Below are 20,874 nucleotides of genomic sequence, written 5' to 3'. Positions count from 1 at the left end.
ACCGCACCGCAGCAGATAAATTAATAATTATTATTTTGTCTTGACGCGGTCGTCGCTTGCGATGACTTTAAAGAAATCCTGCACGTATTGCGACGTGTGATATTTCGCGTCTTCGAAATCGTAGTTGATCGTTTTGATCTTATCGAGACCCGCTTTTACGGCGGCTTTAACCGGCTTTGCGTTGTCGATAACCAAGAACTGATACGAGCCGTTTTCCTGAGCGAGGTTTACACAGTCGGGCGAAAGCGCAAATTCGATGAATTTCTTTGCGTTTTCAACGTTTTTCGCGCCTTTGAAAATAGCCGTCGCTCCGATTTCGTAGCTCGTGCCGGATGCAGGCGCGGTCATGCCCAAATTGTCGTAGCCGTTGTCGACGATCTGATAGACGACGTCGTGCAGAAAGCCGATGCCGATGACGATTTCGCCTGTCGGAACGAGCTTTGACGGGCCGGAGCCGGATTTCGTGTACTGAACGATGTTCTTATCGAGCGCTTTGAAGTAGTCCATCGCTTTGTCGTGTCCCTTCATCTGCACCATCGTATTGACGATGAGTTTTCCCGTTCCCGCCGTATTCGGGTTCGCGAACGAAACCAAGCCCTTGTACTGCTCTTTTGTCAAATCGTCCCAATCTTTCGGCGGCTGTATGCCGATCCGCTTCATTTCTTCCGTATTCCAAAAGAAGCCGAGAATACCGCGGTAGATTCCGAACCAGTTGTTATTCGCATCTTTGAACTGTGGCGCGATGATGTGTTTTGCGTTTTTCGCGTCGTACGGGAGCAAAAGCCCTTTCGCAGCGGCTTCGTTGTACGGATCGGTCGTGCCGCCGAACCATACGTCCGCAGACGGCTTGCCGTTTTCTTCGGCAATTTTCGTGAGCACTTCGCCCGTAGAAAGCCGCTGGTAGCTCGTTTTAATGCCGGTGAGCTTTTCGAATTTTGCACATACGGCGCTGACGTATTCTTCTTCGCAAGAGCCGTAGACGACGAGGGAACCCGCGTTTTTGTTGCTGGCGGCAAAGAGCGTGCTGCCGGCGATCAAAAGAGAGGCGATCACTGAACAAATCTTTTTCATAATGAAAATCCTCCGGATATTTAATATCTTTAAGAAAATTCTAAGGCCGGAATTCCGTATCCGCAATGCCGATTTTATATAAAAATATCCCGAAAAATGAACCGGACTGAGCGCGAAGCGGACAATGTCGGCGAAATACGGACTGCAGCCTATCGTTCAGTCTTTCCGTTTTTCGTCCGGTTTTGCGAGTTCCGTCGGCGGAAAACCCGCATAGGATTTGAACACTTCATAAAATCGCTTGTACGACGAAAAGCCCGTCATCGCTGCGACTTCGTAGACGCGGTATTTTTGATCGGCAAGGAGACTTACGGCTTTTTGAATCCTGTACGTGTTCAAAAAATCGAGAAAGGTCATGGACGTGTGTTTTTTAAATGATCTGCTTAAATAACTTGCGCTCACTTTGAGCGTTCGGGCGAGCGTTTCGATGTTGGGGTGTTCCGCGTAGTTTTGTTCTATCGCGCTCAGGCAGGCTGCGATATACGGATTGTCGGAAACCATCGGCGGAAGGAAAGGAGAGGACGAGGCGCCGGCGCTTTCTGCACGTTCGGCTTTTTGTGCGATGAGGTTTTTTGCAAGCTGCTCTTGTGCGCGCAAGACGACTTCTTTGATCTTTTCTTCATCGACAGGTTTTAAAAGATAATCGAAGACGCGGAGCGCAATAGCGCTTTTCGCATAGTTGAAATCGGAATAGCTCGTAAGAACGATCGGGATAAAATCGATTTTTGCTTTTTGCGCCGCCTCTATCATATCAAGTCCGCTCATGCCAGGCATCTTTATGTCGGTGATCACGATGTCAGGTTGTAGGCTCTTTATCTTTTCGAGTCCTTCCATACCCGTAGCCGCAGAGGCTACGACGACGGCGTTCATGGAAAGCCAGTCGATTGTGTACAAAAGCCCCGAACGGATGATATCTTCGTCTTCGGCGATCACAATGTGTATCATGTTTTGCTCCAAATGACCGGAAGGCTTATGCGCACTGTCGTTCCTTTGCCTGCAGCGCTGTCGATCGTCATGCCGTATGTGCTTCCGTACAAAAGTTCGATGCGCCGCTCGACGTTGTACAATCCGATGTGATTCGTTTTATTGCTTTGTGAACGGATGAGCTTCCGCATCGCTTTCAGTTCTGTTTCGTCCATGCCGGCTCCGTCATCGCTCACGACGATATGCAGTTTTTTCCCGACCGTGTGCGCGCCGATCGAAACTTTCATGCGCTCTTTATCGCCGAAGCCGTGTTTGACGGCATTGTCGATAAGCGGCTGCACGATGAGTTTCGGCACTACACAGTTTTGTACGTCGTCCGGCACGTCGATTTCGTATGCGAATTTTTTGCCGAAGCGGAGTTTCAATATATACAGATAATGTTCGATGCGGCGGATATCTTCGCCGATCCGAGCAGTCGATGCATCGTTGTCGATGCTGTAGCGCAAGAGTTCGGAAAGGCGCAGAATCGTTTTTTGCGCTTTATCGGGATCGAGTTTTATCAGGAATTTAATATTTTCAAGCGTGTTGTATAAAAAGTGCGGATTGAACTGCATTTCCAGCCGTTTGATTTCTGCGACATAGCGTTCGTGCGTTTCTTTTTTATTTTCATCGATGAGACGCTGCACTGTGTCGAGCATATCGTTGTACGCGTTTGCGATCTTTTGGAATTCGACAGTGCCGGAAACCGAAAGGCGCTCTGCGAGATTGCCGCGTTCGACTTCGCCGCACGCTTGTGCGATCTGCGTGAGAGCGCGCGATTCCTTTTCGGCGATTTTAGCGGCGCTGACGAAAAGGCCGCCGATGACAAGCGCGAGAACCGAAAGCGTCGTCAATGCGATTATTAAAAAAGCGCTTTGCATCTGCTGCGTATTTTGAAAGGTATAGACGTCGAAGATGCTCGCCGTCGCATCCCGAAATACCGCTTCGTTTTCCGTAAAATAATATCGCCTGTCGCTTCGATAGCCGTCCGCGAGCTTTCCTGCCGCGTTTCCCGCATGCGGAAGAGAAGCTGCAAAGAGCGTGCCCTTGTCGTCGGTGATCGCAAAGGGGAGCGTCGGATTGAGAGCCGTGCGCACGGCATCTTCATCTATCGTAAAGACCATGTAGCCGTCGATTCCGTTTTTCGATTCGAGCGCACGTCCGATGACGATTTCGCTTTTTCCGGCAGTATTGTACTCCGACGACAGTTCGATCACCGTTCGATCCGGTTTTTCGTGCATTCGTCCGAGCGCGCCCCATGTAAATTGATTTTGCCATTCGGGAACGATAAAGTCGTCGTCCGCGCTTCCCTTGAGCACGACGGCGTACGACGAGGAAAGCAGCGTAAAATCAGCAGCGATCTTTTGCGCATGGATAAATTCCTTCAGCGCGGTATATGCTCCGGAAACGGAAAACGCGTCGTCAAAGATTATTCTTTCGGGCGAAAGACTTTTTTCTTCGATAAAAGCGCCGTATGCGTTTACGGCTGTGCTCAAGGCCGTCGCAGTCTTTTTATTTTCGCGCGCGAGGGTGCGGTAGAGATTGACATTCCACAGCAAAACGGACGTTACGATGACGACGCTTGCAAGTGTGATCGAAGGGATGAGCGAGTGCGCTATAAACGAGCGGCGTATTTCTTCTCTAAAATATACATTGTCATTCATCGTTTTGCCTCGCGCTTTCGAAGATATCGAGAAAGCGCTCGACCCATTCGCTTTGATGTGAAGTTGTATAGGCGTAATCGACGGAGATGCACTTGATGCCGCTCTTTGAGGGAAGCAGGCTTTTTGTTTCGACGTCGCTCCGCACTGAACGCCGGTTCATTTGCTTTGCGATATAGCTTTGCACGTTTTTTCCCGTAACGTAATCGATAAATCTGACGGCATTGTCTTTGTGCCGGATTTTTTTCGGTATGTAGACGCCGTCGGGAGTAAAGACGACGCCTTCGTTCATGTAGACTAAGGCGATATTGCCGTCTTTTTCGGCAAAATTGGCTCCTCCTTCTTCGAATGTCAATCCTACGGCAAAGCGTCCGTCCGCAACTCCGTTGTACACCGCGCTCGAAGATCCCAAGAGATTTCCGTCGAGATTTTTGCACAGCATCTTCACGTAATCCCAGCCGTCGTCGGGATTTCCTTTGCCTGCGGCGTAAAGCATATTTATCAAATGTTCCCATGCCGACGATGAGGTTTCGGGGTTTCCGAACGCGATCGCGCCTTTTAATTTCGGATTGAGGAGATCACCGTAGCCTGAGACCGCAACACCGCCGAGCCGCTTTTTGTTTATCATTAAAACGCTCGGCACGTCGGAAAAGCGGTTCAGCATGCCTTCGACGTTTTTGTATTCGCTTCTGATATACGCTTCATTCGCACTTGTATAGGAATCGAAGAGTGAAGATGCGGGAAGTACGGATGCGTACGAGCCGCCCCATAACACATCGTACGGAGATGAGTCGGGATGCATTTGAAGATTTTTAAGTATTTCTTTTGTGCCGCCCTGAACGAGTTCGACGGCTATCCCCGTTTCGTTTTCGAAATTTTCTATGACGGGAACGATGAGCACGAGCGGGTGGGGGCTTGCGACTATGAGAGTGTTAGAATCGTCTCCGCCTTTAGCCTTTTTAAAACATCCCGTAAAAACGAAAAACGCGGCGAAAAACAAAAGAGTGCGGTAAAGATTACGCATGGCGCCAGTATAGCACGGATCGAGCGCATTTTAAATGCGCTCGCTGATTTGTGTGCGCATAAGTTTGGGAGGCCGATCTGTGTGCACACGGGCTTGTAGAGACCGATCTGTGCGCCGTCCTGTGCAGTTTATCTGATTTGAATATGTCCGTTTTGATATTGATTATGTGTGTCGGTAACTGTTATAACTTAAGATAACCTGAATGTTGAGTTTTACGCGGCAGGGATTGTGTATTAAGAAAAACGTCCTTGTTTTTCTTAAACTGACAGTTTTTTTCAAAAACTGTCGACATTACTTGTAAGTCGCACATCCGTGTGCGACTGCCGCCCTAAAATTATAAAACTCGAAGTTTGGGCTATTAGACAAAAATGAATATTATACAAAAATTTAAAGAAACGGCATCTTCCGTTTTGCCGGTTATGATCATAGTGCTTGTGCTCGGGGTGACGGCGGCGCCTTTGGGCAAAGAGCTTTTATTCAGATTCATCGTCGGCGGAATTCTTCTTATAATAGGACTTACGATATTTTTGCTCGGAGTGGATATCGGTATCCTCCCGCTCGGTACGTACGGCGGTTCCGAACTTACAAAAAAAAGAAACCTTCCCCTTTTACTCGCTGCATCGTTTGCGATAGGTTTTCTTGTAACGGCTTCCGAGCCTGACATACAGGTTCTAAGCGATCAGGTGCGAAGCATTTTTCCTCTTGTAAACAAGAGGGTTTTTATAATGATGATCGCATCCGGAGTGGGATTTTATATAGCCTTAGGGCTTTTGCGCACGGTTATGCGCCTTCCGCTTAAGATATTTTTTGTGTTTTCATATTTTATCGTCTTTACGCTTGCGTTTATAGCTCCTCATAACTTCATAGGCATAGGATTCGATTCCGGAGGGGCTACCACGGGGCCTATGACGGTTCCTTTTATTATGGCGCTTGGAATAGGAGTTTCGTCGGTACGCGTAAATTCGGCAAATTCAAAAGAAGGCGGAAGTTCTCAAAGCGACAATTTCGGGCTTACGGGAATGGCGTCCGTAGGTCCGATTCTGGCGGTTCTTCTTTACGGAGTTTTTCTTTCAAAACATGCGGCCGTTATTGCCGATCAAGAAATTTCTCATGCTGCCGGAGCGGATCTTAAAGGGCTTTATGTGTTTTTAAGCATATTACCCCATGTTGCGCGTGAGGCCGTGTATTCGCTTACGCCTGTGGTTATACTTTTTATTGTTTTTCAAACAACTCTTCTTCACATGCCTCCGCGCCGCTTAGCGCGTATGATCTTGGGCTTTTTTTACAGCTATATTGGACTTACGATCTTTCTTGTTGGAGTGAACGGCGGCTTTATGACCGCCGGCCGCCGGCTCGGAGTTCTTTTAGGAACTCTTGCGCTTAATAACGGCGGATTATGGACTTTTATGCTTGTAGGAACAGGTCTTTTGATCGGGGCGGTGGTAGTTTGTGCGGAACCTGCCGTGTGGGTTCTTACGGATCAGGTTGAATTGATTTCAGGCGGAACTATAAAACGCAAAGTTCTGCTTGTCTTCCTTGCTTCCGGGGCTGCGATAGCGATTGCGCTTGCGATGCTTCGCTCCCTATTCGGTTTTAATATCATGTATGTGCTTATTCCCGGCTATGCGGTAGCTCTCATTCTTATGATCTTTTGTCCGGATCTGTTTACGGCGATCGCATTTGATTCAGGCGGAGTGGCTTCAGGACCTATAAGTTCCACGTTCGTTCTTTCATTTACGCTTGGCGCTTCTCAAGCTTCAGGCGCACACAGCGACGCGTTCGGCGTAATTGCTCTTATCGCTATGACGCCTCTGATCGCCATTCAAATTCTCGGACTTGTATTTAATTATAAAAAGAAAGGAGGGGCAGAATGACATCGTATAACTTAATGGTATGCATTGTCCCCCATGACGGCGGCGAATTTATTATAAAGGCGGCCTGTTCTGCGGGCGCCGGCGGCGGTACCGTAGTTATGGGGCGCGGAATTTCGGAAAACAGATTTCTTCATGTGCTTGCGTTAGGCGAAACGTCAAAAGATATCGTGTACATGCTTGTTCCTTCGGAAGAGCGGTCGAAAATTGCGGATGCGATAGCCAGAGCTTCAGAAAGAAAAAAGAAAAGATTCGGAGTTTTGTTTTCCTTGGATTCGATAAGATTGATTAAAACCGGTAATATATTTGGGGGTGATGATTATATGACTTTTAACGCTGCTCATCATATGGTAAGCATTATCGCAAACAGAGGTTATGCGGATGATATAATGGCTGCCGCTCGTAAAGCAGGCGCCGGCGGCGGTACCGTGATCAAAGCGCGGGGAACGGCAAAACCCGGAGACGCAAAATTTTTCGGCATGGAAATAGTTCCTGAAAAAGAAATGCTTTTGATGATCATAGATTCTGAAAAATTAAATAACGTTCTTGAAGCCGTGCGTACGTTACCTTGCCTTGCTTCTCCGGGAAGCGGTATTGCCTTTTGCTGCCCCATAAGCGACTTTATGCTCTTAGGAAAAAAATAAGATGAAGAGCGACTTTGACGCCGCCGCTTACCGAAAAAAAATCGAACGTTTTAAAGACGCTTTAAAGAACGCGGAAGCCGTTCTTGTGGGAGCAGGGGCGGGGCTTTCGGCTGCCGCAGGTTTTACTTACTCAGGCAAAAGATTTTTGCGGTATTTTAGTGATTTTTATGAACGATACGGTTTTACCGACATGTATTCAGGAGGATTTTATCCTTATAAGACGCTTGAAGAATTCTGGGCGTATTGGAGCCGGTATGTTCATTGTAACCGTTATAGCGATCCTCCAAAACCGCTATATGACGAGCTTTTTTCTCTTGTAAAGGAAAAGAACTATTTTGTTCTTACTACAAACGTGGATCATTGTTTCCAAAGAGCGGGCTTCAGTAAAGAGAGACTTTTGTATACTCAAGGAGACTTCGGCCTTTTTCAGTGTTCAAAACCGTGTCATTCAAAAACATACGACAACGAAAACGCCGTTAAAAGCATGCTTGCAGCCCAAAAAGACATGAAAATTCCTTCGGAATTGATTCCTCTCTGTCCCGTGTGCGGATCTCCCATGTCGATGAATCTGCGTGCGGACGAAACTTTTGTGGAAGACGAAGGATGGCACGCCGCTTCTTCAAGGTACGAAGCCTTTGTTGAAAAATTCAAAGATTCACGGCTGTTATTGATGGAACTGGGAGTAGGGTACAATACTCCCGGAATAATAAAATATCCTTTTTGGCAGATGACGGCGGCAAATCCTAAATCCGTATTGATCAGTGTAAACAGCGAAGAAGATTATATTCCTGAAGAAATTTCAGATCGCGCCGTTTCTTTTAAAGGCGATCTTGCGTCCGTTATCGGCGATATGACGGCTGAGCGGTAGGCGGGCGACAAGTTCCCGTTCTAAAAGTTCGCAGTTCCTTTTTCCGTGTCGTTTTATGCGCTCAGAGTCCTTTAAGCCGCCGAATTCCGTTACATCTTCACTCTTTTACGATCGGTACCCACAGTTCCATTTTGTAGGCGGGCGAGTCCATGTCGCCTTCGGCATAGACTTCAAAGTCGGGGCTGCCCGCATGACGAAATCCGTGTTCGGGAAAAAAGTTTTCCATAACGAATTTCCATCCGGCGTGAATACAGTCGGGGACGGCTCCTTCAAGCGTAACGACCGCATATTCGGCTTGAGGAATTTCGAGCACCGACAAGCCGAGTTCGCCTGCCTTTTCTCTACAAGATGCGCCTCGAAGATCGTAGGCCGCCATATACGTAAAGTCTTTGCAATCGCTTACTTCCGTACATACTCCGAAACTTTGTCCGTTGCCGAGCTTTGCCAATTGAGAATGCGGTATGCGCGAATACAGCTTTTTCCACAGCGAAGGAAAATCGGTCGTTGCCGAAACAGTTTCCTTTAAGCCTGCGACGGTGAATGCCGCTTTTTTTTCGATTTTTACTTTCATCATATTACCTCCCGTAACGGTTAACGACAGGCGAAGCGGCAAAAACGATGTGAATTCTTTTCCTTCTTTTATTTCGCTCGGCGACGCGTCGTGAAATTTTTTAAACGCGGCGGCAAAAGAATCGGGGGACTCGTATCCGTATTTTAAAGCGATATCGATGACTTTTTCGTTTGTGTTTCGCAAGTCGGCGGCCGCCCGGCTCAGTTTTCGAAAACGCACGTATTCGCTGAGCGTATACCCCGTCAGTATCGAAAACAGCCGCGAAAAAAGCGCAAACGAATAGTGTGAAATACGCGTGACTTCTTTTTCGTCGATTTCACCGTCAAGAACGCTTTCAATATAGTCCATCGTCCTGTTAAAAGAATTGAGCATGTTCATTGGGCTTCTCCCGTCTGAAAATTTTTCAAGCTGCCCGAAACAGTTCCGCCGCATTGAAGTGTCAAAGCGTAGCAGTTGTCCGGCCAGTTCCATTATATAAAGCATAGGATGTTTTACCGGCTCCCGCCCGATATTTTTTGTACGGATTTTACCGGCAGTATCGTCCTTTTTTCTTTTATTTGTCAACATTCTTCGTCGTACGAATCGACCGATAGCTTTTCGCTCTGCCGCCGCAAACTTATTTGCACTCCTCCGTTCCGTCGACTGCTTGATAAAATATTTATTTCCGATTATATTTGTATGCCTAGCATACAAAAAGGAATGGCAGATGAAATCTGTTTTAAAATATTACGCAAAGCTCGACGCACTATTGGATGCGCAGATTTTTTTCATAGCGTTGGAGCTCGATATGTTTACCGTATTAGCTAACGGTAAGACGGCTGAGGAGGCGGAAGCGACCTTACGGTTTAATGCCGGTAAATACGGCAGTCTCAATCTTGGCAATGCACAATCTCTAAAGGTATTTTTAGATGTACTCACCGCTCAAGGATTGATAATCCTTGACGGAAACCGCTATTGCAATACCGGCAAAACGCAGCGGTTTTTATCCCGTTCGAGCCTATCGTATATAGGCGATGTACTGCTTTATCGCAAACGATTGTCGGATATATGCAATGAAGCGGAAGTCGTATCCGATAATCCAAGCAGCTGCCCCGTCTTTGATTTTACTGAAATGGCACGGATTACCGCCAAGGAAATAAGCATATTGAGAAAACAGCCCTTACTTACACTGATTAAAGAACTTGGCATTATGCCAAAAAAGGTTCTTGATTTAGGAGGCGGTTCAGGAGCGCTGCTCATTGCAATAGCCGAATCGTATACAAAATGCGAAGGCGTTCTTTTCGAGCAGAAAGACGTTGCAGCTATCGCACGGCGTTTCATCGCCGATTCTCCGGCCAAAAACCGCATTGCAATCATGGAAGGAAATTTCCTTTTAGACGGTATCGGAGAAGATTACGATTTCATTATTGCCTCAGGTATTTTTCCATTTGTGCCGGAGATGATCGAGCCGTTTGTTAAAAAAATAAGCGATGCGCTCCAAGAAGGCGGACTATTATTGGTATATGATACTGCTTTCGCCGCAGAGAAAGACAAGGCGCGATATGCGGCGCGGTGGCTAAAGGGAAATCTCAGACGAAAGAACCAACAACTTCGACGCAGAGCACTGAGGGATGAAAACTTCCGCATAAATAAAGCTCTGTTAAAAGAGATACTGATCTCCGCTTTAAATTCCGTCAGTCTAAAAGCGATAACAAAAGGCACCGACGGCTTATATCCTTTTATTGTATTTAGGAAGGTATGCAGTGACAAATAAAAATATTGTGATTGAACGATACATAGCATTGATAGAGAAAATTGCAAACGGAAAAAATAACACGCTTTCTTTTGCAGGGAAGGATATGACGTTTTACCGCGGTGAAATTCATATCATAAAAAAGATAGGAGATAATCCGGGAATATTCAGCTCGGAAATTGCCCGCGATATGGGAATTACCCGGGCGGTTATTCACAAGACTTTGCTGAAGCTTGAGGAACGAGGTTTTGTAGAAAAAGAGGAGGATACTGAAGATAAAAAAAGAAAGAAATTATTTTTAACAAAGCGAGGACAAGCGGCATATACCGCACATGAAAATTACCATCGAACTTATGACAAATCTTTTTTCGATTTTATCGATTCTCTTAATGAGCAAGAATATGCTCTTATCGAGCGCTTTTTGGAAAAAGCCAATGAGATGATAGAAAATCATTTTTGAAAATTTTATAAGAAGTTTTTATTTGTGCGAAGAATTTAATTCCCCAACGCTCCGCGTCGAGGGTGTTGATTATTTTTTAAGCTATGATCATGGAGGAAAATATGTATAAAAAAATTGGATATGCAGTTTTTATTTCCGTATTGAGTTTCAGCCTTTTTGCTGCGGGGCAAAAAAAATTGCGTGAGAAAGAAAAACCGGATATCGAACAGCAGCAAGTCCGCATCGTCAACTTATCGCCGCCTGTGTATTCAATGCTGCTTACTTTTCCGCAGTTTGCGGATTCAGTTGTCGGTGTAAATCCACGGACCTTTTCAACATCAAACTCGCAAGTGCTGCAAGCCGTAAAACCCAACGCAAAAAATATCGACACTTCGTTTGTCAATAACGATTTTACAATTAATGCCGAAAGTCTTGCAGCGTTACATCCTTCACTCATTATCTATTACGGGGAGTTTGAAAAAAAGAATATGGCGAATCTTAATGCACCGATGCTGAATATGCAGTTAAAGGATATGAATCCCCGGACGCTGACGGAGAAATGGGAAGCGCTGCTTGCAGATACTTTTCACATAAAAAATCCCGAACGGTTTAAAACACAGTGGCAGGAAACAAATACCCTCGCCGAAAAAATTTTGAGTACAGGCGGAAGTAAAAAATTAAAAGCACTTTTTATTTTCAGCTACCTTGGCGGGAAGATAACGGTAAGCGGAAAAAACAGCTATGGAGACGCATTTTTGAAAATGGCAGGTTTTGAAAACAGCGCCGCAGTAGAAGGCTTTGCGGATGGAGCAGGACAGGCGGCGGTTTCTATGGAGCAAATACATGCGTGGAATCCCGATGTGATTTTTATCAATAATATGCGGATCGGAAAAAATGTAACCGCAGCTGCGCATATTTTGCAAAACAAAGTAGACGGTGCCGACTGGTCGTTTATTACCGCGGTAAAAGAAAGACGTGTATTCGATATCCCGCAAGGCACATACAGTTGGGGAATGCCCTGTGCCGATTCTCCTTTGGTGCCGATTTGGATGTTGATGAAAGTATATCCCGACAGATATGCTGAAGCCGAATTTAAAACAAAGATAAAGCGGTATTACAAAGAAATGTATGCTGCCGATTTACCGGATACCGTTATTGACGATATGCTTAAACCGATAGCGGTCCCTTAAATGAACGCGCACGGTTATGCATCATACCGCAAAATATTTATTGCGGGTATGGCGTTGTTGGTAATTACAGCAATTGCCGTTTGTTTTATCGGGCGGTTTTCTATTACGCCGTCCGACATTATAAAGCTCTTTACACGGCAAACAATCGCAGACGGTGATGTAAAGCGGCATATCCTCTTCGATATCCGTCTTCCGCGAGTGATACTATCGATTATGGTAGGCGCTGCACTTGCTCTGGCAGGTACAGCGATGCAGGGTATTTTGCAAAATCCGCTTGCGAGTCCCGATGTGTTGGGAACCGCTTCCGCTTCAGGATTTGGAGCCGCAGCGGGGATTCTTTTTTTCGGCAATAATCTCTTTGCAACACTTATTCTCTCTTTTACCGCAGGACTGCTCAGTATTTTTTTAGTGGTTGCATTATGCAGATTAAAAAAGGACTTTTCGATTTTATCTATTGTGTTAAGCGGTATTATTATTTCATCGTTATTCGTTTCTTTGCTTTCCATTCTAAAATTTGCGGCGGATCCGAATGATACGCTGCCTGCAATCACCTTTTGGCTAATGGGCAGTTTTGCATCCTCCGGTACGGCGCAAATCGTTTTTATTTTGATTCCGTTCTTGCTTGGAACGGGTCTGTTATACCTATTCCGGTGGAAGTTAAATATTTTATCGCTCGGAGATGATGATGCAAAAATCGCCGGTGTGCATCCAAAGCTTGTTAAAAGTATTGTGCTTGGTGCAGCGACTGTATTGATTGCCGCCGCCGTTACGGTAAGCGGTATGATCGGTTGGGTAGGTCTTGTGATTCCTCATGCAACTCGAAAAATTATCGGCTCGAATCACGGATATGTACTGCCGCTTTCAAGCGTATTCGGCGCTTTGTTTATGTTGCTTTCCGACACCTTTGCCAGAACAATCGGCTTTTCGGAAATTCCCATCGGCATTATCACCTCACTAACCGGAGCGCCGCTTTTCGCTTTGCTTTTTTTGTTTAAGGACGCCTTTGTACATGAATAACATAGTCGAAGTGAACTGCGCCTCTTTTGCATACCCCCGTACAAAACCGATTTTACATGATATTTCGTTTACCGTGAACGAAGGTGAAATCCTTGCCGTTATGGGATGTAATGGAATAGGAAAAACAACGTTGTTAAAGTGCATTGCAGGTATATTCGAATGGACGGCAGGATCTTCTTTCATTATGAATCGTCCGTCAAAAGAAGCGCACCGATTTTTAGCATACGTGCCGCAGGCAAATAATCCGTCGTTTGCTTATACCGTTTTTGATTTTGTTTCATTCGGACGATGCGGTGTAAACCGATACTTTGCTGCGCCTTCAAAAAAAGATTATGAAATAAGCGAAAATATTCTTGCGGATTTGCATATCAGTCATTTGAAAAATAAAAACTGCAACCGGCTAAGCGGCGGAGAAATGCAAATGGTGTATATCGCAAAGGCTTTGGTTTCTCAGCCTCGTCTGCTTATTCTCGATGAACCGGAATCAAACTTGGATTTTTATAATCAGGCGCAACTTTTGAAGATATTACAAACGCTCGCAAAATCGAACCATACCGCTATCATCGTTAATTCGCATTATATTCAAAATATTATCCGTATTGCGGATAAGGGCTTATTGCTTGCTGACCAAACCTATCTTTTCGGCAATATCCGCGATATTATTACACAAGAAAACGTGCAATCTTTTTTCAACGCGAATGTGGAAATTGTGCAGGTGAATATGTCAACTGCACTGCTGCTGAAAATATGATGGAAGAGGGCGTGTTGCCTTCAACCTAAACTTCGAGATTTTTTGATTTTTGAGCGGCTTTTTGCAATAAAATCGCAAAAAGCGGGTTTGTCGCACATGGATGTGTGATCTACAAGTAGTGTCAGTTCAAGAAAAACAAGGAGACCGCGATATTTTTAACGGTCGAAGTTAAACCTTCTAATATAATCAATTATAAAATTGCACTTCTGCACTATGATACGTCTTCCAAAAATTTATAAAGTCAAAATAGTAACTTTGCATAGCAGAAAAAATGCGGGATAAATCTTTTGCAGGAACTTTACCCTTGTTATGAGCCAGTTTAAAAGAGCCGTTCGATAAAACCCAAATTTTTGTATCGTTTTTACTTGGATCGCCTTTCGTAACATGAAAATGAATAGCTTCGCCGCGTTCATTTGACCAAAAGTAAATTTTATAACCTGCCGTACGGAGATATATGGGCATCAGGCGCTCTCAAGTGCATCAAGATTGCGGAATGCCGTTATCGCCTGATAAATCTGCTTGAGATAATTTTTAAAATATTCATTCTTTTCTACATTAAAATTAGAATGAATTACTTCTCCTTTATTTGTAAGCAAAATCGCTTCGGCTGTTTGGGAATCTTCAAAACATACATCGTTATCGGTATAAGTAATTAAAATTCCATCTTTTTCACAAAAAACTTTACGACTCATAATAGGCTCCTATATCCTAATTATACAGTACATAGTCGAATAATGCTATGTATGGGCCATTCATTTTATTTTAGAAAGATCCTTTCCTATTAATCGGCCAATCGGATAATAACGGTAAAATAGTCTCATCCCCCTCCCGCTTTCTCTCCCGTCCAAAATATATCGCTTCTGTTTATAGCCACCGCCATCTGTGGATGTCATGAACTGTCGAGTTTCGGGTGAAATCGAAACATCGCAGTATTATATGTGCGCTTATCGCACACGAATGCAACAGTTTCCAAAGTTCATGCTTTGTTCAACTGTTGCATTTTAGGGAACACCGATTCAAACGGCTTTGCAGGAACTTTTGAAAAGCAAAACGGTGATTATGATTATGCATAAACTTTCGACTATACAAAACGCGATCAGATTCTTATGCTTTACACTTATTTTATAATTTCCGCTTCTATAGCTGACGCGATTTCCGAATTGCAGATACGGATGCTGTAATCTTCCGCTTCCGAATATCCGAGAAAATCGATACTGCCGTACCATAAAATTTTTTCATCAAAAACAGCTAACCTTTGTGTAATATTCTCTTTCGCCGAAACCGCAGCTCCCGCCGCTTCAAGCATATCGATATATGGTTGTTGCTTTTTTCGCCGTCCTTCATCTTCATGCAGTTTTGTCGTAATAAAAATTTTGCACCCGTTTGAAATAATTTTAGGTACGAGGGGTAAAAATTTTTGCACTTCCGTTTTGGAAAGGTACGGTGAATAACCGCTTTTGTTTGACTTTGCATTGTACCAGCGCAGCGCGAAGGACAGCGTTTCAAAAAAAATATGTCTTAAAATAATGCTTGCATTCTCTGAGAAAGCGTGCAATACTATTTTAGTTATGTTTGAATTCGATTGCAAGAATGATTGCAACAAGATGCGGAAGCTCCGGGGAAAGACATGAAGATTGCGGTATTGGGTGCCGGCGCGATGGGTTCCCTGTTCAGCGGCTATCTTTCAAAAAACAATGAAGTCTCTGTCATTGACGTAAGTCATGCGGCGGTCGACGCGATCAAAAAACACGGCGTCAGAATCAAAGAGAAGGACGGCTCCGTAACCCTGCGCAATCCCCATGCATTGCTCAAATCCGAAGGGCTGGAAGAGCAGGATCTTGTGATTGTATTTGTGAAGTCAATGTTCACAATTTCAGCGCTTGAGGGAAACAAGAATCTCATCGGCCCTGATACATACCTGATGACGCTTCAGAACGGAGCAGGTCATGAGAGTAAACTTTTGAAGTTTACAGACAGAAAACATGTCATAATCGGATCCACCCAGCACAACAGCTCGGTAATTGAGCCGGGGTTTGTCAACCATGGCGGAAGCGGAGTCACAAGCATCGGACTTTTGGACGGCGGTTCAAAGGCGATTGAGTTTATCGCAGAGAATTTCACAAGCTGCGGTTTTGAGTGCCGCACGGAAGACAACGTTCGGAGACAGGTCTGGAATAAAATGTTCACAAACACGGCGGCATCTTCACTGACCGCTTTGTTTCAGGTTCCGCTCGGATTCATACACACGGATGCAAACGCGAACTTTCTTATGAAGCAGCTGTGCAGAGAGGCCGTTGAGGTTGCAAACTCACTAGGACTCGGATTCGATCTTGAGGAAGTTGTAAAGGATGTTGACACAGTTTGTGCCAACGCACCGGGCGGATACACTTCAATCTATGCTGATATCAGGGACGGCAAAAAAAGCGAAGTTGACACGATCAGCGGCAGCGTAGTGGAGACCGCACATGACCGGAAGATAGAAGTTCCTTATCATGAGTTTGTCGTCAATGCGATTCATGCTTTGGAAAACAAAAACAAGGAGAACAGAGAATGCAGAGCGTTTACGAACTGAACGGGCTTAGGGTCATTGACCTGACAAAGTATATCGATCCGGCCACAGAGACCAGAAGATGCAAGCTTGACAGATTCAATACGGGCGGACCGATCCCTGACTTCCACACAAACGTCGACATAATGACCCACCTTGGAACCCACTGTGAATGCCCGTATCATCACTTTGAGGACGGCGCAAGTGTAGCGGACCTTCCGCTGACGTCATTTATCGGACGAGGACTGTACTACGAATTCAAGGATCTCGCGCCGCTTTCGCACATCGGCGCGGCAGACCTAGACAAGGCGATCGACGGCAAGGTCAAGCCGGGCGACGTCGTTATCATTGATTCAATCTACAAGCTCGCTCCGTTCACACCTGAAACGAACGGACCGAACGACAAGAGACTTCTTGTCAACGGTGAAACGGCCCAGTGGTTTGTTGACAAGAAGGTAAAATGCGTCGGCTTCGGCGACGGCGTCTCGATAGAGAACTGTAACGAAGATGTAAAGCCATTCCACGACATATGCATGGCTAAAAACATCACTTTCCTGGAAGTAGTCAAGAACCTCGACCAACTTAAACAGGAGACATTCTTCATCAGCTTCGCACCTATGTACATAAAAGGGCTTGACAGCTGTCCGGTCAGAGTTTATGCGATTGAAGGCCTAAAGGAGTTCTGCTGATGATTAGTACAAAGATCGGTTTGGAGTATAAGTACGACTTTGCGGCAAGGAAATTCCGGCTTGCCTTTGAGTTTCTGAAAAGGAAGGATCTTGCAGATCTTCCTGAATGTACAATTGAGCTTGAAGAGGGAGTTAAGGCGAGCATTCAGCACTATGATTCTATTAATGCGGAAGACGGCCGATTTGAGACCCATGAGAAATTCTTTGACATCCAGTATGTTATAGAGGGTATGGAGTACTGCGGAGTTTGTGACAGAAGTGAGCTAGGCGCTGTTGCGGTTCCGTACGACGAAGCAAAAGACATCACCTTTTACGAAGAACCTAAACACTATAGCAACGTGTTTCTCAACGCAGGTGACTATGTTATCCTCGGCCCTGATGATGCCCATAAGCCTAGAGTCAAGGTCGATGGTAATGTCCCTGTCAAGAAAGTTGTAGTGAAGGTTCCCATCTAAGGCAGGAAGCTGAGATCCGGCTTAATATGCGACAATTTTTCAATGAAATGTAGTGACGGCATGCTTTGAGTCCCCGAAAGTGAGGTAACAGTCATTTTTCTTGCTTTCAGACTTATCGCATGCAATAATTAACTTGAAACCGTAATCGATATGAGAATAGCGGCTTATGCCGTTTTACATAAAAAAAGGAGGAAAAACATGAAGAAAATTACAGCCGTATTTTTGGTTCTTGCAATTGCTTGCGCAGCTGTTTTAGCAAAGGGAGGCTCGGAAACCTCAAAGTCAGTCACGTTGAAGCTTTCCGAGGTCCACGTTGACGGCTATCCGACAACGATGGCGGATCAGGAATTCGCGCGATTGGTAAAGGAAAAGACAGAGGGAAGAGTCAATATTGAGGTCTATTCAAACGGGACTCTGTACGGTGAAGAGACCGGAGCAATCGAAGCCATGCAGGTTGGAGACTGCGGCTTTGCACGTGTATCAGCATCTCCTGTTGCAAACTACGTACCGGCTCTGAATGCGATACAACTTCCATATCTATACAACAGCGCTGACCATATGTGGGCGGTACTGAACGGGGAGGTTGGACAGAATATGCTTGATGCCGTTCAGAAGAGCGGTTCCGGCCTGATAGGTCTTTGCTGGTATGACAGCGGATCAAGAAACTTCTACACCACAAAGGTAGTTCGTCAGGCAAAAGATATCAAGGGAATGAAGATTAGAATGCAGAACAACACAATGATGTGCCGCATCATTGAGCTGTGCGGAGGAACACCTGTTACCGGCATTGGCCCGAACGACATCTACAGCGCAATTCAGCAGGGCGTTATCGACGGCGCTGAGAACAACTGGGCAACCTACTATTCAAAGGGCGACTACGAGGTTGCAAAATACTTCTGCCTTGACGCTCATACCAGAATCCCCGAAATTCTTCTAGGTTCGGTAGCTGCTCTGAAAAAAGCCGGCATATCAGAGGCTGACATCGCAATCATCAAGGAATGTGCAAAGCAAACACAGGAATATGAGATTGCGCAGTGGAAGGCGATGGAAAAGAAAGCAGAAAGTGCTGTCAGAGCAAACGGGAATATTGTTTATGAGCCGACAGTTGAAGATTTGAAGACCTTCCAGAATGCAGTAGCGGCTATCTACACGGAATATGGCAAGGGCTACGAGAACATCATCGAGAAGATTAGAAACACAAAGTATTGATTTCATTTAAGTCAAAGGCAACCGTTTAGAGATGGTTGCCTTTTTAGACATCTGAATATCAATCCACGAGGTGAAAATGAGCGGTAAGTTCAAAACATGGAAAGAGGATAATAAACTTGTTCGTAGCCAGTCTGGCTTCAAAGAAACAATCATCCTTGTCAACCATTGGTCTCACAAGATAATTCTAACAATCGCACAGACTGCAGAGATTGCTATGCTTGCGATTTTGTTCATGAACGTGGTTCTTCGCTACGTCTTTAACACAGGTGTCGGCTGGGCTGAAGAAGTTCCGCGTCTCATGGTCATTCTGTTTTCGTTCATAGCATGTGCGGTAGGTGTAAGAGACCATATGCATGTTTCGGTAACCGTGATATATTCCCATATCAAGAATAGACATGTGAAAAAGGCCTTGGACATCCTATCCGATGTTGCGACGCTGATTTGCGGTCTGATTTTGGTAATCTATGGATATAAATATGTTCAGAAGCTCACCATGGTCACGGGAAAGCTCCCTATGACCGGTCTGCCGACTTGGGTGCAGTATCTTCCTGCCCCTATGGCAGGCTTTCTAATGACATTTGACTCGATTTTGTTTCTGACAGGTATTCTCAAGGCGGATGACCTTCTCTATTCAACAAAGGAGATTGATTACGTTGAACTCGTCAAGGAACGCGATATTGCAAAGGAGGAAAGCCGATGTCAATGAGCGCTTTGGCCACATTGGTTCTTATCGTAGGTTTTTTCGTTCTCATGTTTCTGAAGATTCCTGTGACGTTCTCTCTTCTGCTTAGCACCTGCTGCGCCGCCTTGATTGAAGGAACAAACCTCACCACAATTATCAGAATGATGATTGACGGTGTTAATAACATATCGCTTCTCTCAATTCCTTTCTTCATTTTGATGGGAGAAATCATGAGTGTGGGAGAAATTTCCGACAAGATTGTCGGTCTTGCAAATCTTGTTGTAGGAAGATTCAGAGGCGGACTTGCTTATGTAAATTGCATGGACTCCATGTTCTTCGGTGGAATCTCAGGCTCCGCCGTAGCGGATGTCAGTTCTCTCGGGGCAATCGTCATTCCGCTTTCAGTGAAACAAGGCTACTCTCCGGAATTCAGCGTTGCGCTTACCGTTACCACTGCCTGTGAAGGAGTCCTGATTCCCCCAAGTCACAACATGGTCATCTATGCCCTTGCAGCCGGTGCCGGAGTTTCCATTGGTTCCATGTTTATGGCTGGAATAGTTCCTGGGATTCTTCTGGGACTTGCTTTGATGGGCTTGTGTTTTGTGATGAGATTCAAGTACGGCTTCCCGAAAGGGGACAAGATCGGTGCAGGTGACAATGTCCGTTGGTTCTCCATCTCAAAGAGCCTAAGTGGAAAGTGGACAAGCTATCTCAATGCCGATTCCTGGCTTGTGCTTGAAAATCCTGTCTTTAGATTCGAGATGGGGAAATGCATGAAAACCATAGTCGGTGCGTTTCTTCCGATGATGACACTTGTTATCATTATGGTCGGTGTCGGTATTGGAATCTTCACCGCTACTGAGAGTTCCGCCATAGCATGTGTATATACGTTCGTTCTGACGTACTTTGTGTATAGAAAGGACAAACTCAGTAACTTCCCTAAGGTTTTGAAAAACTCTCTGAAGACGCTTTCTGTTGTTATGACTCTGCTTGCTACGGCAAAAGCCTTTGCTTACATGATGACTGCTCTTAGAATTCCAACAATGCTCACCAATGCGCTTCTTTCAGCTACTGACAACAAATATATTTTACTGATTATCATCAATCTGATTCTGCTTTTGTTGGGATGTTTTATGGATATGGCTCCGCTGATCCTGATCATGACGCCTATTCTGCTTCCTGTTGTAACAAGCCCTGCGATTGGGATGAGTCCTATCCACTTTGGAATTATGCTGATTCTTAACCTCGCCACGGGATTATGTACGCCTCCTGTCGGAAGTGCGCTGTTCGTCGGGTGCGCTGTCGGAGGTACCACCATAGAGAAGACCACTAAGGCTCTTCTTCCTATGTTTCTGGTTATGTTTGCCACGCTTATGATAGTGACTTTCGTTCCAGCCTTTTCCCTTGCAATTCCAAGAGCTCTGGGAATGCCCGTATGAGTAAACAAGATTACAATGATGAGATTTTTAGATAGACTTTATATGGAGGAGAA

General features: G+C 45.3%; 22 protein-coding genes. 14 read left to right on the top strand and 8 right to left on the bottom strand.

Annotated features, from left to right (window positions below; genetic code table 11):
- Nucleotides 1-30: 30 nt before the first annotated feature.
- The 4 genes from HRQ91_RS07465 to HRQ91_RS07450 all read right to left on the bottom strand — a co-directional run bounded on the left by HRQ91_RS07465 (nt 31) and on the right by HRQ91_RS07450 (nt 4,716).
- Complete coding sequence (locus HRQ91_RS07465; protein WP_210118971.1) at nt 31-1,071, bottom strand: ABC transporter substrate-binding protein; 1,041 nt, start codon at nt 1,069-1,071, stop codon at nt 31-33.
- A gap of 156 nt (nt 1,072-1,227) precedes the next feature.
- Nucleotides 1,228-2,013: a response regulator gene (locus HRQ91_RS07460; RefSeq protein WP_210118970.1), complete on the bottom strand. Its 786-nt coding sequence runs from the start codon at nt 2,011-2,013 to the stop codon at nt 1,228-1,230.
- Nucleotides 2,010-3,695 carry a sensor histidine kinase gene (locus HRQ91_RS07455; protein WP_210118969.1) on the bottom strand — a complete coding sequence of 562 codons (1,686 nt, stop codon included), beginning with the start codon at nt 3,693-3,695 and terminating at the stop codon, nt 2,010-2,012. The genes HRQ91_RS07460 and HRQ91_RS07455 overlap by 4 nt, the downstream gene beginning before the upstream one ends.
- On the bottom strand, nt 3,688-4,716 hold the full coding sequence (locus HRQ91_RS07450) for an extracellular solute-binding protein (RefSeq protein WP_210118968.1): 1,029 nt from the start codon (nt 4,714-4,716) through the stop codon (nt 3,688-3,690). The genes HRQ91_RS07455 and HRQ91_RS07450 overlap by 8 nt, the downstream gene beginning before the upstream one ends.
- 368 nt (nt 4,717-5,084) lie before the next feature.
- Here HRQ91_RS07450 and HRQ91_RS07445 point away from each other — a divergent pair, with 368 nt between their 5' ends.
- Genes HRQ91_RS07445 through HRQ91_RS07435 form a run of 3 tightly spaced genes read left to right on the top strand, consistent with a single transcriptional unit; the run spans nt 5,085 to nt 8,099 of the window.
- Nucleotides 5,085-6,590, top strand: a complete 1,506-nt coding sequence (locus HRQ91_RS07445) for a DUF1538 domain-containing protein (RefSeq protein ID WP_210118967.1) — start codon at nt 5,085-5,087, stop codon at nt 6,588-6,590.
- Nucleotides 6,587-7,231, top strand: a complete 645-nt coding sequence (locus HRQ91_RS07440; RefSeq protein ID WP_210118966.1) for a P-II family nitrogen regulator — start codon at nt 6,587-6,589, stop codon at nt 7,229-7,231. The genes HRQ91_RS07445 and HRQ91_RS07440 overlap by 4 nt, the downstream gene beginning before the upstream one ends.
- Before the next feature lies 1 nt (nt 7,232).
- On the top strand, nt 7,233-8,099 hold the full coding sequence (locus HRQ91_RS07435) for an SIR2 family NAD-dependent protein deacylase (RefSeq protein WP_210118965.1): 867 nt from the start codon (nt 7,233-7,235) through the stop codon (nt 8,097-8,099).
- 97 nt (nt 8,100-8,196) lie between these two features.
- Here HRQ91_RS07435 and HRQ91_RS07430 read toward each other — a convergent pair whose 3' ends face one another.
- The gene (locus HRQ91_RS07430; protein WP_246473189.1) at nt 8,197-9,237 is read right to left on the bottom strand and encodes an AraC family transcriptional regulator; all 1,041 of its coding nucleotides are present in this window, start codon (nt 9,235-9,237) and stop codon (nt 8,197-8,199) included.
- Between the two features lie 139 nt (nt 9,238-9,376).
- On the opposite strand from HRQ91_RS07430, the gene HRQ91_RS07425 reads away from it, so the two are divergent.
- The 5 genes from HRQ91_RS07425 (at nt 9,377) to HRQ91_RS07405 (ending at nt 13,799) form a co-directional block, all read left to right on the top strand.
- Nucleotides 9,377-10,423 carry a class I SAM-dependent methyltransferase gene (locus tag HRQ91_RS07425; RefSeq protein WP_210118964.1) on the top strand — a complete coding sequence of 349 codons (1,047 nt, stop codon included), beginning with the start codon at nt 9,377-9,379 and terminating at the stop codon, nt 10,421-10,423.
- A complete protein-coding gene (locus HRQ91_RS07420) occupies nt 10,413-10,862 on the top strand; it encodes a MarR family winged helix-turn-helix transcriptional regulator (RefSeq protein WP_246473188.1) in 450 nt (149 codons plus the stop codon). Before HRQ91_RS07425 ends, HRQ91_RS07420 begins: the two co-directional genes overlap by 11 nt.
- Nucleotides 10,863-10,963: 101 nt before the next feature.
- On the top strand, nt 10,964-12,031 hold the full coding sequence (locus HRQ91_RS07415; RefSeq protein ID WP_210118963.1) for an ABC transporter substrate-binding protein: 1,068 nt from the start codon (nt 10,964-10,966) through the stop codon (nt 12,029-12,031).
- The gene (locus tag HRQ91_RS07410; protein WP_210118962.1) at nt 12,032-13,048 is read left to right on the top strand and encodes a FecCD family ABC transporter permease; all 1,017 of its coding nucleotides are present in this window, start codon (nt 12,032-12,034) and stop codon (nt 13,046-13,048) included.
- Entirely contained in the window at nt 13,041-13,799 is a 759-nt protein-coding gene (locus tag HRQ91_RS07405) for an ABC transporter ATP-binding protein (RefSeq protein ID WP_246473186.1), read from the top strand. Before HRQ91_RS07410 ends, HRQ91_RS07405 begins: the two co-directional genes overlap by 8 nt.
- Before the next feature lie 186 nt (nt 13,800-13,985).
- Here HRQ91_RS07405 and HRQ91_RS11850 read toward each other — a convergent pair whose 3' ends face one another.
- The 3 genes from HRQ91_RS11850 to HRQ91_RS07390 form a co-directional block, all read right to left on the bottom strand.
- Complete coding sequence (locus HRQ91_RS11850) at nt 13,986-14,261, bottom strand: DUF4160 domain-containing protein (RefSeq protein WP_210118961.1); 276 nt, start codon at nt 14,259-14,261, stop codon at nt 13,986-13,988.
- Nucleotides 14,261-14,491, bottom strand: a complete 231-nt coding sequence (locus tag HRQ91_RS07395; protein WP_210118332.1) for a hypothetical protein — start codon at nt 14,489-14,491, stop codon at nt 14,261-14,263. The genes HRQ91_RS11850 and HRQ91_RS07395 overlap by 1 nt, the downstream gene beginning before the upstream one ends.
- A 425-nt stretch (nt 14,492-14,916) precedes the next feature.
- Nucleotides 14,917-15,354 carry a phospholipase D-like domain-containing protein gene (locus tag HRQ91_RS07390; RefSeq protein WP_210118960.1) on the bottom strand — a complete coding sequence of 146 codons (438 nt, stop codon included), beginning with the start codon at nt 15,352-15,354 and terminating at the stop codon, nt 14,917-14,919.
- A 72-nt stretch (nt 15,355-15,426) separates the two neighbouring features.
- On the opposite strand from HRQ91_RS07390, the gene HRQ91_RS07385 reads away from it, so the two are divergent.
- From HRQ91_RS07385 to HRQ91_RS07360, 6 genes are all read left to right on the top strand, one after another.
- On the top strand, nt 15,427-16,371 hold the full coding sequence (locus tag HRQ91_RS07385) for a ketopantoate reductase family protein (protein ID WP_210118959.1): 945 nt from the start codon (nt 15,427-15,429) through the stop codon (nt 16,369-16,371).
- Nucleotides 16,350-17,036 carry a cyclase family protein gene (locus HRQ91_RS07380; RefSeq protein WP_210118958.1) on the top strand — a complete coding sequence of 229 codons (687 nt, stop codon included), beginning with the start codon at nt 16,350-16,352 and terminating at the stop codon, nt 17,034-17,036. Before HRQ91_RS07385 ends, HRQ91_RS07380 begins: the two co-directional genes overlap by 22 nt.
- Nucleotides 17,036-17,491, top strand: a complete 456-nt coding sequence (locus HRQ91_RS07375; RefSeq protein ID WP_210118957.1) for a NanQ anomerase/TabA/YiaL family protein — start codon at nt 17,036-17,038, stop codon at nt 17,489-17,491. The genes HRQ91_RS07380 and HRQ91_RS07375 overlap by 1 nt, the downstream gene beginning before the upstream one ends.
- 198 nt (nt 17,492-17,689) lie before the next feature.
- Nucleotides 17,690-18,700 (top strand): TRAP transporter substrate-binding protein, encoded by a 1,011-nt coding sequence (locus HRQ91_RS07370; RefSeq protein ID WP_210118956.1) that lies wholly within the window; start codon nt 17,690-17,692, stop codon nt 18,698-18,700.
- A 76-nt stretch (nt 18,701-18,776) separates the two neighbouring features.
- Nucleotides 18,777-19,406 (top strand): TRAP transporter small permease, encoded by a 630-nt coding sequence (locus HRQ91_RS07365; RefSeq protein ID WP_210118955.1) that lies wholly within the window; start codon nt 18,777-18,779, stop codon nt 19,404-19,406.
- Nucleotides 19,397-20,821 carry a TRAP transporter large permease gene (locus tag HRQ91_RS07360; RefSeq protein WP_210118954.1) on the top strand — a complete coding sequence of 475 codons (1,425 nt, stop codon included), beginning with the start codon at nt 19,397-19,399 and terminating at the stop codon, nt 20,819-20,821. The genes HRQ91_RS07365 and HRQ91_RS07360 overlap by 10 nt, the downstream gene beginning before the upstream one ends.
- Nucleotides 20,822-20,874 lie beyond the last annotated feature (53 nt).

Source organism: Treponema parvum (genome assembly GCF_017893965.1).
Lineage (GTDB): Bacteria > Spirochaetota > Spirochaetia > Treponematales > Treponemataceae > Treponema_D > Treponema_D parvum.
The sequence above is the reverse complement of the archived record's forward strand: the minus strand, read 5'-3'. Positions and strand labels throughout refer to the sequence as shown.